This is a genomic window from Microbacterium laevaniformans (genome assembly GCF_016907555.1).
Taxonomy (GTDB): Bacteria; Actinomycetota; Actinomycetes; order Actinomycetales; family Microbacteriaceae; genus Microbacterium; species Microbacterium laevaniformans.
In genome coordinates this window covers 1472511-1487344 of sequence record NZ_JAFBCE010000001.1, presented here as the reverse complement: position 1 = coordinate 1487344, position 14834 = coordinate 1472511, and the positions used below count along the sequence as shown (strand labels likewise).

The window sequence follows — 14834 nt, the reverse complement described above, 5'->3', positions numbered from 1 at the left end:
GGGTGACTCCGCGTGCCCACAGCGGCCCCGTCCCCGGACGGATTCCGCGGCATCCACACCTCGAGGTCTCACCGCGATAGCGGTGAGCGGGTGTGCGCCGGGCACCAGGCGCTCGGGCCGATCGGCCCACGCGATCAACCCAAAGAGAAGGAGAACGGCCATGGCCGTCGTCACCATTCGCCAGCTGCTCGACAGCGGCGTCCACTTCGGACACCAGACCCGCCGGTGGAACCCGAAGGTCAAGCGCTTCATTCTGACGGAGCGCTCCGGCATCCACATCATCGACCTGCAGCAGTCGCTGGGGTACATCGACAAGGCGTACGAGTACGTCCGCGAGACGGTCGCGCACGGCGGCACCATCCTGTTCGTCGGCACCAAGAAGCAGGCGCAGGAAGTCATCGCCGAGCAGGCGACGCGCGTCGGCCAGCCATACGTCAACCAGCGCTGGCTCGGTGGCCTCCTGACCAACTTCTCGACGGTCAGCAAGCGCCTCGCCCGCATGAAGGAGCTCGAGGAGCTCAACTTCGAGAACCCCGCCGACAGCGGCTTCACGAAGAAGGAGCTCCTGCTGAAGAAGCGCGAGCTCGACAAGCTGCACAAGTCGCTCGGCGGTATCCGCAACCTCACCAAGACGCCCTCGGCGATCTGGATCGTCGACGCCAAGCGCGAGCACCTCGCCGTCAGCGAGGCGCAGAAGCTCGGCATCCCCGTGATCGGCATCCTCGACACGAACGCCGACCCCGACGAGTTCCAGTTCCCGATCCCGGGCAACGACGACGCGATCCGCTCGGTGGGCCTGCTCACGCGCATCATCGCCGACGCCGCCGCGGAGGGCCTCATCCAGCGTCACCAGCCGACCGACGAGTCCGCCGACGCCGAGCCCCTCGCCGACTGGGAGCGCGAGCTGCTCGAGACGCCCGTCGTCACCGACGTCGCCGAGGTCGAGACCATCGCCACCGAGTCGGCCGCCGATGTCGCGGGCGCCGAGGCCAAGGCCGAGGGCGACGCCGCAGCGACCGCTGCCGAGTAAGACCACTTCTCCGGTGCGGAGCCGCTCCTGACGGGCGGCTTCGCACCGGCATCCCACGAGAACTCACGACACGCAAGGAGCCACCACCCATGGCAAACTTCACCATCGCCGACATCAAGGCCCTGCGCGAGCAGCTCGGCACGGGCATGGTCGACACCAAGAAGGCGCTCGAGGAGGCCGACGGCGACCTCGAGAAGGCCGTCGAGATCCTCCGCCTCAAGGGCGCGAAGGGCAACGCGAAGCGTGCCGACCGCTCCACCAGCGAGGGCCTCGTCGCCGCCGCCCTCAACGACGGCAAGGTCACCATCCTCGAGCTGAACACCGAGACCGACTTCGTCGCCAAGAACGAGCGCTTCATCGCTCTCGCCGACCAGGTGCTCGCGGCCGCCGCCGCCGTCAGCGCCGACTCCGTCGAGGCCGCGCTGGCCGCGGATGCCGAGGGCAAGACGGTTGCCGAGCTCATCTCCGATGAGGCAGCGATCATCGGTGAGAAGGTCGAGCTGCGTCGCGTGCGCACGATCACGGGTGACAAGTTCGAGATCTACCTGCACAAGACGAGCAAGGACCTTCCGCCGCAGGTCGGCGTCGTGCTCGCCTACACCGGTGACGACGCCGAGACCGCGCGCTCGATCGCGCAGCACATCTCGTTCGCCAACCCGACCTACCTCTCGCGCGAGGACGTCCCGGCCGAAGAGGTCGAGAAGGAGCGCGAGATCGTCACGGAGATCTCCCGCAACGAGGGCAAGCCGGAGGCGGCGCTGCCGAAGATCGTCGAAGGCCGCGTGAACGCGTTCTTCAAGCAGGTCGCTCTGCTGGATCAGGACTACGCGAAGGACAACAAGCTGTCCGTCGCCAAGGTCGCCGGCGACGCCGGCATCACGATCACCGACTTCGCCCGCTTCAAGGTCGGCGCGTAAGTCGCGTCAAGGGGTCCGCATTCACCGAATGCGGACCCCTTTTCCGTGCACCGCCTTCGGTAGTCTGCATCTCGACGAGAGGAACCCCCCGTGACCGATGAGAACACCGGACGCCGTCGCGTCCTCCTGAAGCTGTCCGGGGAGGCCTTCGGAGGAGGCCAGCTCGGTGTCAACCCCGACGTCGTCGGTCAGATCGCACGCGAGATCGCCGCGGCGGTCGACCGGGTGGAGATCGCCATCGTGGTGGGCGGTGGCAACTTCTTCCGCGGAGCGGAACTGAGCCAGCGTGGCATGGACCGCGGGCGCGCCGACTACATGGGCATGCTCGGCACCGTGATGAACGCGCTCGCGCTGCAGGACTTCCTCGAGCAGGCCGGCGCTGCCACACGTGTGCAGTCGGCCATCTCGATGACTCAGGTCGCAGAGCCTTACATCCCGCGTCGCGCCGAGCGGCACATGGAGAAGGGCCGCGTGGTCATCTTCGGCGCCGGCGCCGGTTTGCCCTACTTCTCGACCGACACGGTCGCCGCGCAGCGCGCTCTCGAGATCGGCGCGGACGAGGTCCTGGTCGCCAAGAACGGCGTCGACGGCGTCTACACGGCTGACCCCAAGACGAACCCGGATGCCGTCCGGATCGACACCATCACGTATCGCGACGCCCTCCAGCGGGGCCTGAAAGTCGTGGACTCCACGGCGTTCAGCCTGTGCATGGACAACGGCATCGACATGCGTGTCTTCGGCATGGAACCCGCGGGCAACGTCACGCGCGCGCTCCTGGGCGAATCCATCGGCACGCTCGTCACCGTCTGAGCCGCTCAAGGCTGCGCACTAGACTTTTCCCTGACGTACCGAACGAATGGAGTGACCGTGATCGCCGAGATCCTGGCTGACACGTCCGCCCGCATGGACCGCGCCGTGGAGGCTGCGAAGGATGACTTCGCGACCGTGCGCACGGGTCGTGCGAACCCCCAGCTCTTCCAGAAGATCCTGGTCGACTACTACGGTTCCCCGACCCCGCTCGCCCAGCTGGCATCCCTGAACACGCCGGAAGCGCGCACTCTGGTCGTCACGCCCTATGACAAGTCCGCTCTCAAAGCGATCGAGCAGGCGATCCGCGACATGCCGAACCTGGGCGCGAACCCGTCCAACGACGGCAACATCGTGCGTGTGTCGATGCCGGAACTGACGGCCGAGCGTCGCAAGGAGTACGTGAAGCTCGTTCGCACCAAGGGGGAAGACGCCAAGGTGCACCTTCGCGGCATCCGTCGAAAGGCGAAGGATGAGCTCGACGCGCTCAAGAGCGAGGTCGGCGAAGACGATCTCGTGCGTGCCGAGAAGGAGCTGGACGCCGTCACGCGCAGCCACGTCGACGAGATCGACGAGGCGCTCAAGCGCAAAGAAGCCGAGCTTCTCGAGGTCTGAGGACGTGCCGACCACCGACTCGCCGGGAGATGCCGGGCTCGGAGGCGCTCCGGACCCGGGGGGGGACCGCGCGCGCTCCGCAAGCTCGGCGAGCTTCCAGGCTCACGTCCGCGCCGCGCGCACCGAGATCGAGCACCAGATGGACCGGGCTCGCGCCGACTTCGAGGAAGTCACCGACCGCATCAATGCGCGCACCGGTCGCAATCTTCTGATGGCGATCCTCATCGGGTTGGCGGTCGGAGCCGTGGTGTTGGGCTCGTTGCTGTTCATCAAGTGGCTCTTCCTCGTGTTCGCGGTGCCGGTGTGTCTGCTCGGCGTGTTCGAGTTCAGCCGGGCGCTGCAGACCGCCGGCCGGCGCGTCGATGTGTGGCCGCAGATCGTCGCCGGCGCGGTCATCATGCTGTCCGCTTTCTTCGCGGGTCACCTGACGCATTGGGCGCTGACCTTCGGGGCGGTGACCGCGGTGATCGTATGGCGGCTGCTCGCGCAGATGGTCGCTCGCGACGGGCGTCGATACGGCGAGGTCCTCGGCGATGTGCTGATCGCCGGCTTCCTCCCGCTGTACGTCCCGTTCCTGGCGAGTCTCGCGCTGGTCCTGCTGCGCCAGGACCAGGGCGAGTACTGGGTACTCGGCATGCTGATCGCCGTGGTCGCGACGGACACCGGAGCCTACGCGTCCGGGCTCGCCTTCGGCTCGCACCCGATGGCGCCGCGGATCAGCCCGAAGAAGACATGGGAGGGGTTCGCCGGGGGAGCCCTGGCGACTCTCATCGCCTCCGTCCTGTGGGCACTGTTCGTCCTCGGCATCCCCTGGTGGGCCGGCGTGGTCTTCGGGCTGCTCATCTTGGGGTGTGCGACCGTCGGTGACCTCGGCGAGTCGATGATCAAGCGCGATCTGGGCATCAAAGACATGAGTTCATGGCTGCCGGGCCACGGCGGCGTGCTTGATCGGCTGGACTCGATCCTGCCCTCGGCTGCCGCCGCTCTGGCTCTCTATTTCCTCTTCTCTCCTCTGGTGGTCTCATGAACGACGCCGTCGCGACGAGCGCGCCGCCGTTCCCGCTGACGTCCGGCCGCACCCGCGGCTATCGTCCCGATGCCGTCGACGATTTCCTGGCCCGCGCCCGCGCGGCGTTCGAGTCGGGGCAGTCGACAGACATCGATGCGGCCGCCGTCCGCACGGCCGCGTTTCCGCTCGTGCGGCGTGGATACCAGGTGGTCGCGGTCGATGCTGCTCTCAGCCGCATCGAAGACGCGTTCGCCGCCCGCGAACGCGAACAGGCACTGTCTCGTCGCGGCGCACGAGCATGGGTGGGACAGTCGCGCAAGCTGGCCCAGGAGGTGCTGGATCGCCTCACCCGCCCCAAGGGCCGTCGCTTCCGCCGCGTCGGAATGCTGCGCTTCGGCTACCGGGTCGACGAGGTCGATCTGGTCGCCGACAAGATCGCACGCTTCCTCGAGAGCGGCGAACCGGTGACCGTCGACCAGGTGCGTTCGGTCGCTTTCCGGATGCAGCGGCGGGGCTACAGCGAGGCGCAGGTGGACGCTGTCCTGGACGCCACCGTCGAGGTCATGCTCGCCGTCGTCTGATCAGGACAGCCTGGCGGGCTCGGAGCAGCGCGCTAGAATCGGAGGACTGTGACTGCCGACGCCGAATCGACGCCCGCCCGCGTCGATGTTCCCGAGACGCGCGCCGCGCGGAGAAATCAGGTTTCCCCGCGTCGCGTGCGTCCGCCTGCCCCCACGGCGAAGTGGTCGCGCCGACGCGGCGTCATGAGCGGATTCGCCGTGCTGGCCGTTCTCGGATTCGGCGTCGCGTACATCGGACCGATGACGGCCACGAGCCCGCGCGCCCAGGCCGCCGAGGTCGCCCCCATTTCTCTCTACGCGTCGACGATCGCCAACGCCCAGGCGTACCTCGCGGCATCCGACCAGACAGTCGGCCTCGGACGCGACGGCGTCGTGTACAGCGTCTACGTCACGCCCAAGCCCACGCCGACGCCCACGCCGTCGGCAGCGAAGGGATCGTCGTCGTCGAGCTCGTCGTGGTCGCCCCCGTTCGTGGCTCCCGACCCGGGCACGGCACAGTCCATCGCGTACGGGATGGTCCAGCAGCGCGGCTGGGGCGACGACGAGTTCGCCTGCCTGGTCGCCCTGTGGAACAAGGAGTCCGGATGGCGTGTGGGCGCCTACAACGCGGGAAGCGGCGCTTACGGCATCCCGCAGGCGCTTCCGGGAAGCAAGATGGCGTCGGCGGGCTCAGACTGGGAGACCAATCCTGCAACGCAGATCGCCTGGGGCCTCGGCTACATCGGGGGACGTTACAGCAGCCCGTGCGGGGCGTGGTCGCACTCACAGTCCACGGGGTGGTATTGAGCACATGCCGCGCGCGAACCGACGGCAGCCCTCACCAGCCGACGATTCGTTCGATCGGCTGTTGAGCGGCTGGAAGCGTACCGAGTCCCGGCGCGGCGCCGAGTGGACCGTGCAACCGGTCAGTGCCGTCCAGGCGCAGAAGACCTACGTCTGCCCGGGGTGCGGCCGATCTATAGCGCCGCGCACGGCTCACGTCGTGGTGTGGCGCGCGGACGGCGTCCTGGGCGACGCCGCGGATCTGGCCGCGCGGCGGCACTGGCACACGGCCTGTTGGAAGGTGGCATGAGATGGAGATTCGCGGACCGGTACTTCTGCCCGCGCGGCGCGAGGAGATCGAGCTCGAAACGCTCGACGGGCTGACTCTCGTCGGAGAGCTGGCGCTGCCCGCGCACCGCGACCCGGTCGCCACGCTCGTGACACTGCATCCGCTGCCCACAGCCGGCGGGTTCATGGATTCGCACATCCTGAGGAAAGCCGCCGGACGCCTGCCGGCCCTCGCCGACCTCGCCGTCCTGCGATTCAACACGCGGGGCACGACGTCGCCCCGCGGCACGAGCGAGGGTGCCTTCGACGGCGGACGCGCCGAGGAGTTCGACGTTGCCGCGGCGCTCGCTTTCGTCGAGGCGCGGGCTCTGCCGCATCCCTGGCTCGTGGGATGGTCTTTCGGTACCGAACTGGCTCTGAAGTACGGGCGGGATCACGCGATCGACGGCGTCATCCTGCTCTCCCCGCCGTTGCATCGCGCCACCGCGGCGGACGTCGCCGCGTGGCGGGGAGAGACCAGGCAGGTGGTGGCTCTCATCCCCGAGTTCGACGACTACCTCCGCCCCGCCGAAGCTCACGACCGTTTCGCCCCCATCGACCATGCGCGGGTCATCGCCGTCGACGGCGGCAAGCATCTGTGGGTGGGGGAGACGCAGACGCGCCGCGTTCTCACGGAGATCGTCGCGGCCGTCAACCCCGACGCGCTGCCCCTCGCCACCGAATGGGACGAGCAGTAGGACTCATCGCTCGTTCTGACGAGGAATGATCACCTGACGGTAGATGATCAGGATGCTCGCGGCAACGGGAATCGCGATGAGCGCGCCCAGGAGTCCGAGCAGGGCGCCTCCGGCCAGCGCTGCGATCACCACGACGGCGCCGGGCACCGACACCGCGCGGTTCATGATGCGCGGCGAGAGGAGGTAGGCCTCCACCTGCATGTACACCACGTACCAGACGAGCGCCACGATCGCCGTCAGCGGCGAGCTGAGTCCGGGGATGAGGCAGGTGAGCACGATGATCGCCGAACCCGTGAGTGTGCCCACGAGGGGGATCAGCGAGAAGAAGAACGCGATCACCGCCAACACGGCCGGGAACGGGGCCCCGATGATCGAGAGGAAGGCGGCGCTGAGGACACCGTTGATGGCACCGAGCGTGACCTGCCCCATGACGTAGTGACCCACGGATGCGGTGATCTGCTCTGAGAGGTCGACGAAACGTGCCCGCTTCGAGGCGGGCACGAGCTGTGCGACCGACGCCTTCAGCGACGGCGTCGACGCGGTGAAGTAGATCGTGAGGATCAGGATGATGATCGCCCCGGTGATGAGCGAGATGATCGAGGCGCCGATGCCGAGGATCACGTTGCCGGCCGATGTTCCGATCTGCGCGAAGTCCAGGCTGTTGAACCAGTCGGACACGTACTTGAACGCCATGTCGACATCCAGCGCGGGGAAGGTGGCGTGCAGCCACTTCGACAGATCGTCGACGGGGTTCCACGAGCCGTTGACCGCGCTGTCGATGAGTCGCTGCACCTGCGTGATCAGCTGAGCGATCTGCCCCACGAGGACCGGGATGACGATCAGCACGATGCCGGTGAACACCGCCAGCACTGCCGCGAAGGTGATCAGCAGCGCCGCCCACCGCGGCAGGCGACGACGCTCCAGCCAGCTGACGAGAGGATCGAGCCCGAGCGCGAGGAACAGGGCCGTCCCCACGTACAGCAGGATCGTCGACAGCGACTGCACGCTGGTGATGAGCAGGATGCCGACGCCCACGCCGAGCGTGGCGACGAGAGCCGTGCGGAACGGATGCTGCAGCTTCATGGTGATGTCAGAATACGCACCGCGCGGCGCTTTCGCGGGCGACACGGCCGCGGCGGTCGTCGGGGGTATCACGGTCCTCCCGGGCGACGCACAGCAGGATGTCGCTAGGCTGGAACGTCGATTGCGCGCCGCGATCCCGTCTGCGGTGCGCGCGGGAGGTGTCTTACGTGCGTTTCGTCTGGGCTGTGACGGCCTTCGTGCTGGCTGCGGTCATGATCGGCGCCGGTATCGCCCAGCGCACCGTGCTGCAGGGTCCGCGGACCGAGAGCGAGACGATCTCCGTCACCGGCGACGCGCCGTACATCCTGATCGATGGCAGCGTGCTCAACAGCCACGCCGGCTCACAGACCCTCCGTGTCCAGGAGGCGGGCACGATCTTCGCCTCGTACGGGCGCACGGCCGACCTCGAAGCCTGGCTGACGCCGTCCTCGTACACCCACGTGACCGTCGATGGGGGAGCCACCACGACGACGGCCGTCGCGGCGAAGAACCCGCCGGCCGCCGGCAGCGCGCCGATCACCCCCGTCGGCTCGGATCTCTGGCTGGATGAGTTCCAGCAGGATGACGTCCTCATCACCCCCCTGCAGCTTCCGGCGGACATGAGCCTGCTCGTGGCCACCGACGGTGTGAAGCCGGCGCCGAGCAGCCTCACCGTGACCTGGCCGACGGGAGCGACGACCCCGTGGGCGGGTCCTCTCATCGTCCTGGGCAGCATCTTCTTGCTGATCGGCATCATCGTGTACGTCCTCGGCGTGCGGCATGCACGCCGATCGCGCGGCCCGCGCCGCAAGGGTCTGCCGATGCCGGTGACCGAGCCCATCGACGTCGCGGTCGCGGGGGCCGACAAGGGCGTCATCAGCGCCACGCCCTCGCGTCGTCAGTTGACCCGCGGCAAGCGCGCACTGCTCGCGGCTCCGGCCGTCGGCGTCGCCGCGTTGCTGTTCACCGGCTGCACCGCGGACGCATGGCCTCAGCTGGCCGGCACCCCGACCCCCACGGCATCCGAGAGCGTCGTCGTGCCGCAGGACCAGGGACAGCCCGCCGTGACGCAGCAGCAAGGCGAGCGCATCCTCACGCGGATCTCCGAGCAGGTGGCGAAGGCAGACGCCGCGAAGGATCCCGGGGCGGCCGCGCTGCGGTTGACGGGATCGGCACTGGCGGCTCGAGAGACCGACTACAAGTTGCGCGACGTCGCCGCGCACACGGCGCTGAACGCCGTGCCGGACAAGCCGGTGAAGATCATTCTCCCCGAGGCCTACGACGGGTGGCCGCGCACGTTCTTCGCTGTCATCGAGACGGGGGACGTCATTCTGAGCGTCACCCAGGAGGACCCCTGGTCTCCGTACAAGGTGAGCAGGGAAGCCGAGCTGGTGTCGCAGGCCAGTCTCAACCTCGCGCCCTCCTACGTCGGCGCGATCTCCATCGACCCGGACTCGCCGTTCCTCGCGCTGGCTCCCAACAAGGTGGCCGCGGCCTACGCCGACATCCTCACCAACGGCGACAGCAGCGCGTTCGCAGCACAGTTCGACTCGACGAACGACCCCTTCCGCAAGCTGGTCGCGGACAACCGCGCCACGCGACTGCAGGCGTTCAATCAGACCGGGGCGCAGACCGGGACGCTGACGTACGCCGCATCCGCCGGCCCGGACGAACCCATCTCGCTCGCCACGCTGGATTCGGGAGCGATCGTCGCGGTGACCGTGCATGAGAGCGACACGGTCAAGCCCACGAACACCGACGCGGTCATCAAGCTCGACAACAACGCAATCGTGCAGACCCTCACCGGAGTGAATCAGTCCTCGACCGGTTTCACGACGACCTTCGTTGACCAGCTCTTCTTCTTCGTCCCTTCTCAGAGTTCCAGCAAGCGCATTCAGCTGCTGGGATACTCGACCTCCATCCTCGACGCGAAAGTAGCCCCCTAAGTGAGCGATCCCACCTCGGGCGCCGTGCTGCGCGGTGCCGTCGACCTGTCGTCTTTGCGTTCGCGCCCGTCGGCACCCGCCGGCTCCGCAACGGCGCCCTCAGCGGGCCCCGGCCCGTCGTTGATCTTCGATGCGACCGACGAGAGCTTCGGTCAGGTGCTCGAGCTGTCGCGATCCGTGCCGGTCGTGGTGGATCTGTGGGCCGAGTGGTGTGGCCCCTGCAAGCAGCTGAGCCCGATTCTCGAGAAAGTCGTGACCGAGCTCGACGGACGTGTGGTGCTCGCCAAGGTCGACGTGGATGCGAACCCTCAGCTCGCCCAGGGCTTCCGCGCGCAGTCGATCCCCATGGTCGTCGCCCTTGTTGCGGGGCAGCCCGTTCCGCTGTTCACCGGCGCGGTGCCGGAGCAGCAGGTCCGCGACGTCTTCGCCCAGCTGCTGCAGCTGGCAGCCCAGAACGGCGTCACAGGCACCGTCCCCGTCGACGGCGCCGAGTCGGCTGAACCCGATGAGCCCGTCCTGCCCCCGCGGCACCAGGAGGCGTTCGATGCGATCGAGGCGGGTGACTACGCGCGCGCCGTTTCGGCGTATGAGGCGGCGCTCGCGGAGAACCCGCGCGACGAGGAGGCTCGGGCCGGTCTCGGCCAGGTACGTCTCCTGCAGCGCGTGCAGGGCCTGGATCTCCAGCAGGCGCGGGATGCCGCGGCATCCGCGCCCACCGACATCGAGGCCCAGTTCGCCGTCGCCGATCTCGACATCGCCGGCGGTCACGTCGACGACGCGTTCGCGCGCCTGCTCGATTTGTTCGCGGCGCTGCCGTCCGATGAGCGCGGCGCCGTCCGCGATCGCCTCATCGAGCTCTTCGGACTCATCGGGAACAGCGACGCGCGCGTCATCCGTGCCCGCGGCCAGCTGAGCTCACTGCTGTTCTGACACCGACTGTTCCGGCATCGGCCGCCGGCACCTACGCCGGGCGGCCGAGCCAGAGCACGCCGAGCGGCGGCAGAACGAGCGTCGCGCGCCCGTTGTCATCGGCGTGCACGGTCCCGAAGTTGCCCACTCCGGAGCCGCCGTAGGATTCCGCATCGGAGTTGAGCAGTTCCCGCCACGCTCCGCCGGCGGGCAGGTCCAGGGCGTAATCGTGAAGGGGAACACCGGAGAAGTTGCAGATGACGACCACGGTGTTGCCCCGGTCGTCATCCCGCGCGAAGGCGATGACGTTCGGGTTCCAGGTGGGGGCCCCGAGGCGCCGGAAGGCGGAGCCGTCGCTGTCGCGCGCCCACAACGGTGAGTTCTCCCGGTAGACGCGATTGAGCGCAGCCACGAAGTCGAGGAGCTGACGGTGCGGCGGCTGATCGAGCATCCACCAGTCCAGTCCTCGTCCCTCCGACCATTCGGACAGCTGCCCGAAGTCCTGGCCCATGAACAGCAGCTGCTTGCCCGGATGACCCCACATGTACGCCAGGAAGGCGCGGGTGTTGGCGAGCTTCTGCCAGTGATCACCCGGCATCCGTGTGAACAGCGTCCCCTTCCCGTGAACGACCTCGTCATGGCTGATCGGAAGGACGAAGTGTTCGCTGAAGGCGTACACGAAGGAGAAGGACAGTTCGCCCTCATGATGGCCGCGGTACATGGGGTCACGCTTGATGTATTCCAGCGAGTCGTTCATCCAGCCCATGTTCCACTTGAGACCGAAGCCGAGGCCTCCGGCGCTCGTGGGCGCCGTGACGCCCGGGTAGCTGGTGGACTCCTCCGCGATCATGGCGATGCCGGGGTAACGCTTGTATGCGGTGGCGTTGACCTCCTGAAGGAACCGGATGGCCTCCAGGTTCTCGCGACCGCCGTAGATGTTCGGCTCCCACTCGCCGGCTTCGCGCGAATAGTCGAGATAGAGCATCGAGGCCACGGCATCCACCCGCAGACCGTCGACGTGGAACTCCTCCAGCCAGTAGAGGGCGTTGGCCACCAGGAAGTTGCGCACCTCATTGCGGCCGTAGTCGAAGATGAGCGTGCCCCAGTCCTTGTGCTCGCCGCGGCGGGGATCGGGGTGCTCGTACAGCGGGTCACCGTCGAAACGGGCGAGCGCGAACGCATCCTTCGGGAAATGGCCCGGAACCCAGTCCATGATGACGCCGAAGCCGGCCTGGTGCAGTCGGTCGATCAGGTGGCGCAGGTCGTCGGGACTGCCGAAGCGGCTCGTCGGAGCGTAGTAGCCGCTGACCTGATACCCCCACGAGCCACCGAACGGATGCTCGGCCAGGGGCAGGAACTCGACATGGGTGTATCCGGTCTCGGTGAGGTAGGCGATCAGGGGCTCGGCCGCGTCCCGGTAGCCGAGTCCGGGTCGCCACGACCCGAGGTGGAGCTCGTACGTCGACATCGGCTGGGACAGGACATCGCGGCCGGCGCGGGCGGCCATCCACTCCTCGTCGCCCCAGCTGTACGCGCTTTCGGTGACGACGGATCCGGTCGCCGGCGGAACCTCGGCACGCTGGGCCATCGGATCGGCCTTGAGAATCCAGCCGCCGTGGCGCGTGAGGATCTCGTACTTGTAGACCGCGCCGGCCGCGAGCCCGGGCACGAACAACTCCCAGACACCGCTGGAGCCGAGGCTGCGCAGCGCGTGCCCCTGGCCGTCCCACGCGTTGAAGTCGCCGACGACACGCACAGCGCGCGCATTCGGCGCCCAGACAGCGAACGACACGCCGCTGATGCCGTCGTAATGACGCACGTGCGCGCCGAGTGCCTGCCAGAGCTGCTCATGGCGACCTTCGGCGATCAGATAACGATCGACGTCGCCCAGGGTCGGAAGATGACGGTACGGATCGTCGACGCGGTAGTCGGCGCCGCCCTCGTAGGTGGCCACCAGTTCGTACGCGCGGGGCTGCGCGGGGCTCTGGCCCTCCCAGATTCCGGCGCGCACGTGCTCGAGCGGGATCTCGGTGCCGTCGTCCGCTACGGCCGTGACCGATGAAGCCATCGGCCGACGTGCGCGGATCACCCAGGACCCATCGGCGCGTCGATGCGGGCCGAGGATGTCGTGCGGGGCGTGGTAGGAGCCCGTCGCGACCGTGTCCAGGACCTGGTCGGAGATGTCGCTCATCGGGTCTCCTTCACGTGCAGGATGTGGACGGGTTCGTCGAACGCGTCCAGGCGGACGAAGTTGTCCTGGTTCCAGGTCCACGTCGCGCCCGTGACGAGGTCCTCGACGACGTAGTCGGCGCCGCGCGCCACGCCGAACACGGTGGAGTCGATGTGCACCGTGGTCTGGCGGGTCGAATGCGGGTCGACGTTCGCGACGACGATGATCGTGTCGTCGACCCCGTCGACGCTCAGCGCCGCGGGCAGGTGCTTGACGAAGACGAGGATCGCGTCGTCGTCGCTCCAGTGGATCGAGATGTCGCGCAGCTGTCGCAGCGCCGGGTGAGCGCGGCGGATCTCGTTGAGGCGCGTCAGGTAGGGGGCGATGGTCAGTCCCTGGGATGCCGCGGCATCCCAGTCGCGCAGCTTGTACTCGTACTTCTCGTTGTCGATGTTCTCTTCCGACCCCGGCCGGGCCACGTTCTCGATCAGCTCGTAGCCGGCGTACACGCCGTAGGAGGCGCCGGCGGTGGCGGCCAGGGCTGCCCGGATCTTGTAGGCGGGGCGCCCCCCGTACTGGAGGTACTCGGTGAGGATGTCAGGCGTGTTGACGAAGAGGTTGGGCCGCATGAAGTCCGCGGTGTCGTGGGACACCCAGCGAAGGAACTCCTCCAACTCCGCCTTGGTGTTGCGCCACGTGAAGTACGAGTAGCTCTGCTGGAAGCCGGCCTGCGCGAGCGCCTGAAGAGGAGCTGGACGAGTGAAGGCCTCGGCCAGGAAGATCACGTCCGGGTGCTCGGCATTCACCGTGGCGATGAGCCATTCCCAGAACTGCAGCGGCTTCGTGTGCGGGTTGTCCACGCGGAAGATCTTCACGCCCTGCGCGATCCAGTGCCGGACGATGCGGAGGACTTCGGCGCGAATGCCCGCAGGATCGTTGTCGAAGTTGATAGGGTAGATGTCCTGGTACTTCTTCGGGGGATTCTCCGCGTAGGCGATCGTGCCGTCGGGCAAGGTGGTGAACCACTCCGGGTGAGCAGCGACCCACGGGTGATCGGGCGCCGCCTGAAGAGCGAGGTCGAGCGCGACCTCGAGTCCCTCGGTCCGCGCCGCACGGACGAAGGCCCGGAAGTCTGCGAGGGTGCCCAGGTCGGGGTGCACCGTGTCGTGGCCGCCGGCTGCCGACCCGATGGCCCACGGCGAGCCGGGATCGCCCGCGGCGGCGGTCAGCGTGTTGTTGGGTCCCTTGCGGTTGACCTCGCCGATGGGGTGAATCGGCGGCAGGTACAGCACGTCGAAGCCCATCGCGGCGACCGCCGGCAGCCGCTTGGTGGCCGTGCGGAAGGTGCCGCTCTTGATCGATCCGTCCGTCAATCGCTTCGCGCCCTCGGACCGAGGGAAGAACTCGTACCAGGCGCCGACGCCCGCGCGCTCTCGCTCCACGAGCAGCTCGAGATCGGGGCCCACGGTGACGAGCGACTGCAGGGGACGTGCGTCGAAGTACGCGGCGATCGCGGGGTCGCGGACGATGGCCAACGCCTCGTCATCGCTCGTCCCCGGGTCGCGCAGCGCGCCGGCGGCAGCCCTCAACGCCTTGCGTTCGGCTGCCGGGCGATCCTTTTCCCGCGCCGCATCGGCGAACAGTCTCGCGCCCATCTCGCGCATGAGCGGGGTGTCGACCCCCGCCGCGATCTTCAGGTCGGCCGCGTGCTCCCACGTCGCGACATCGTCGCCGAAGGCCTCGAAGCGAAACCGCCAGATGCCCTCTTCGAGTGGCGCGATGTCGACGCTCCAGCGATCGAAACCGTCACCGAGCGGAGACAGCCGGTGCAGAGACTCCTCTCCCGAGGGGGAGAAGAGCCGCACGTGCACCCCGATCCGGTCGTGCCCCTCGCGGAAGGCGGTGACGACGAACGGAACCGCCTCGCCGGAGAATGCGGACGGTCGAAACAGCGCGTCCGGAACGGACGGGTGCGCCAGCGCCATCGGGATCCGTCCCGCC

General features: G+C 68.1%; 14 protein-coding genes. 11 read left to right on the top strand and 3 right to left on the bottom strand.

Annotated elements, in window-relative coordinates; all coding sequences use genetic code 11:
- Positions 1-160 precede the first annotated feature (160 nt).
- From rpsB to JOE53_RS06935, 9 genes are all read left to right on the top strand, one after another.
- Entirely contained in the window at positions 161-1030 is an 870-nt protein-coding gene (gene rpsB, locus JOE53_RS06970; RefSeq protein WP_061683708.1) for a 30S ribosomal protein S2, read from the top strand.
- Between the two features lie 89 nt (positions 1031-1119).
- Positions 1120-1947: a translation elongation factor Ts gene (gene tsf, locus JOE53_RS06965; protein ID WP_061683709.1), complete on the top strand. Its 828-nt coding sequence runs from the start codon at positions 1120-1122 to the stop codon at positions 1945-1947.
- Positions 1948-2037: 90 nt separating this feature from the next.
- A complete protein-coding gene (pyrH, locus tag JOE53_RS06960) occupies positions 2038-2757 on the top strand; it encodes a UMP kinase (protein ID WP_016465040.1) in 720 nt (239 codons plus the stop codon).
- Between the two features lie 57 nt (positions 2758-2814).
- On the top strand, positions 2815-3369 hold the full coding sequence (gene frr, locus JOE53_RS06955) for a ribosome recycling factor (RefSeq protein ID WP_005050254.1): 555 nt from the start codon (positions 2815-2817) through the stop codon (positions 3367-3369).
- A gap of 4 nt (positions 3370-3373) precedes the next feature.
- Complete coding sequence (locus JOE53_RS06950) at positions 3374-4396, top strand: phosphatidate cytidylyltransferase (protein ID WP_204947248.1); 1023 nt, start codon at positions 3374-3376, stop codon at positions 4394-4396.
- Positions 4393-4959, top strand: a complete 567-nt coding sequence (locus JOE53_RS06945) for a DivIVA domain-containing protein (RefSeq protein WP_061683710.1) — start codon at positions 4393-4395, stop codon at positions 4957-4959. Before JOE53_RS06950 ends, JOE53_RS06945 begins: the two co-directional genes overlap by 4 nt.
- 183 nt (positions 4960-5142) lie before the next feature.
- Positions 5143-5745, top strand: a complete 603-nt coding sequence (locus JOE53_RS06940) for an aggregation-promoting factor C-terminal-like domain-containing protein (protein ID WP_061683732.1) — start codon at positions 5143-5145, stop codon at positions 5743-5745.
- Between the two features lie 4 nt (positions 5746-5749).
- Positions 5750-6031, top strand: a complete 282-nt coding sequence (locus JOE53_RS14700) for a hypothetical protein (protein WP_005050258.1) — start codon at positions 5750-5752, stop codon at positions 6029-6031.
- Between the two features lies 1 nt (position 6032).
- Entirely contained in the window at positions 6033-6746 is a 714-nt protein-coding gene (locus tag JOE53_RS06935; protein ID WP_005050260.1) for an alpha/beta hydrolase, read from the top strand.
- A gap of 3 nt (positions 6747-6749) precedes the next feature.
- Here JOE53_RS06935 and JOE53_RS06930 read toward each other — a convergent pair whose 3' ends face one another.
- The gene (locus tag JOE53_RS06930) at positions 6750-7829 is read right to left on the bottom strand and encodes an AI-2E family transporter (protein ID WP_036283736.1); all 1080 of its coding nucleotides are present in this window, start codon (positions 7827-7829) and stop codon (positions 6750-6752) included.
- Positions 7830-7996: 167 nt separating this feature from the next.
- Between JOE53_RS06930 and JOE53_RS06925 the strand changes: the two genes are divergently transcribed.
- Together JOE53_RS06925 and JOE53_RS06920 are read left to right on the top strand one after the other, a co-directional pair.
- Positions 7997-9754 carry a glycosyl transferase gene (locus tag JOE53_RS06925; RefSeq protein ID WP_204947247.1) on the top strand — a complete coding sequence of 586 codons (1758 nt, stop codon included), beginning with the start codon at positions 7997-7999 and terminating at the stop codon, positions 9752-9754.
- Positions 9755-10684, top strand: coding sequence for a tetratricopeptide repeat protein (locus JOE53_RS06920; protein ID WP_204947246.1), 930 nt, complete (start codon positions 9755-9757; stop codon positions 10682-10684).
- Between the two features lie 31 nt (positions 10685-10715).
- Here JOE53_RS06920 and glgB read toward each other — a convergent pair whose 3' ends face one another.
- Positions 10716-12854, bottom strand: coding sequence for a 1,4-alpha-glucan branching protein GlgB (glgB, locus tag JOE53_RS06915; RefSeq protein ID WP_204947245.1), 2139 nt, complete (start codon positions 12852-12854; stop codon positions 10716-10718).
- Positions 12851-14818, bottom strand: a complete 1968-nt coding sequence (locus JOE53_RS06910; RefSeq protein ID WP_204948187.1) for an alpha-1,4-glucan--maltose-1-phosphate maltosyltransferase — start codon at positions 14816-14818, stop codon at positions 12851-12853. The genes glgB and JOE53_RS06910 overlap by 4 nt, the downstream gene beginning before the upstream one ends.
- Positions 14819-14834 lie beyond the last annotated feature (16 nt).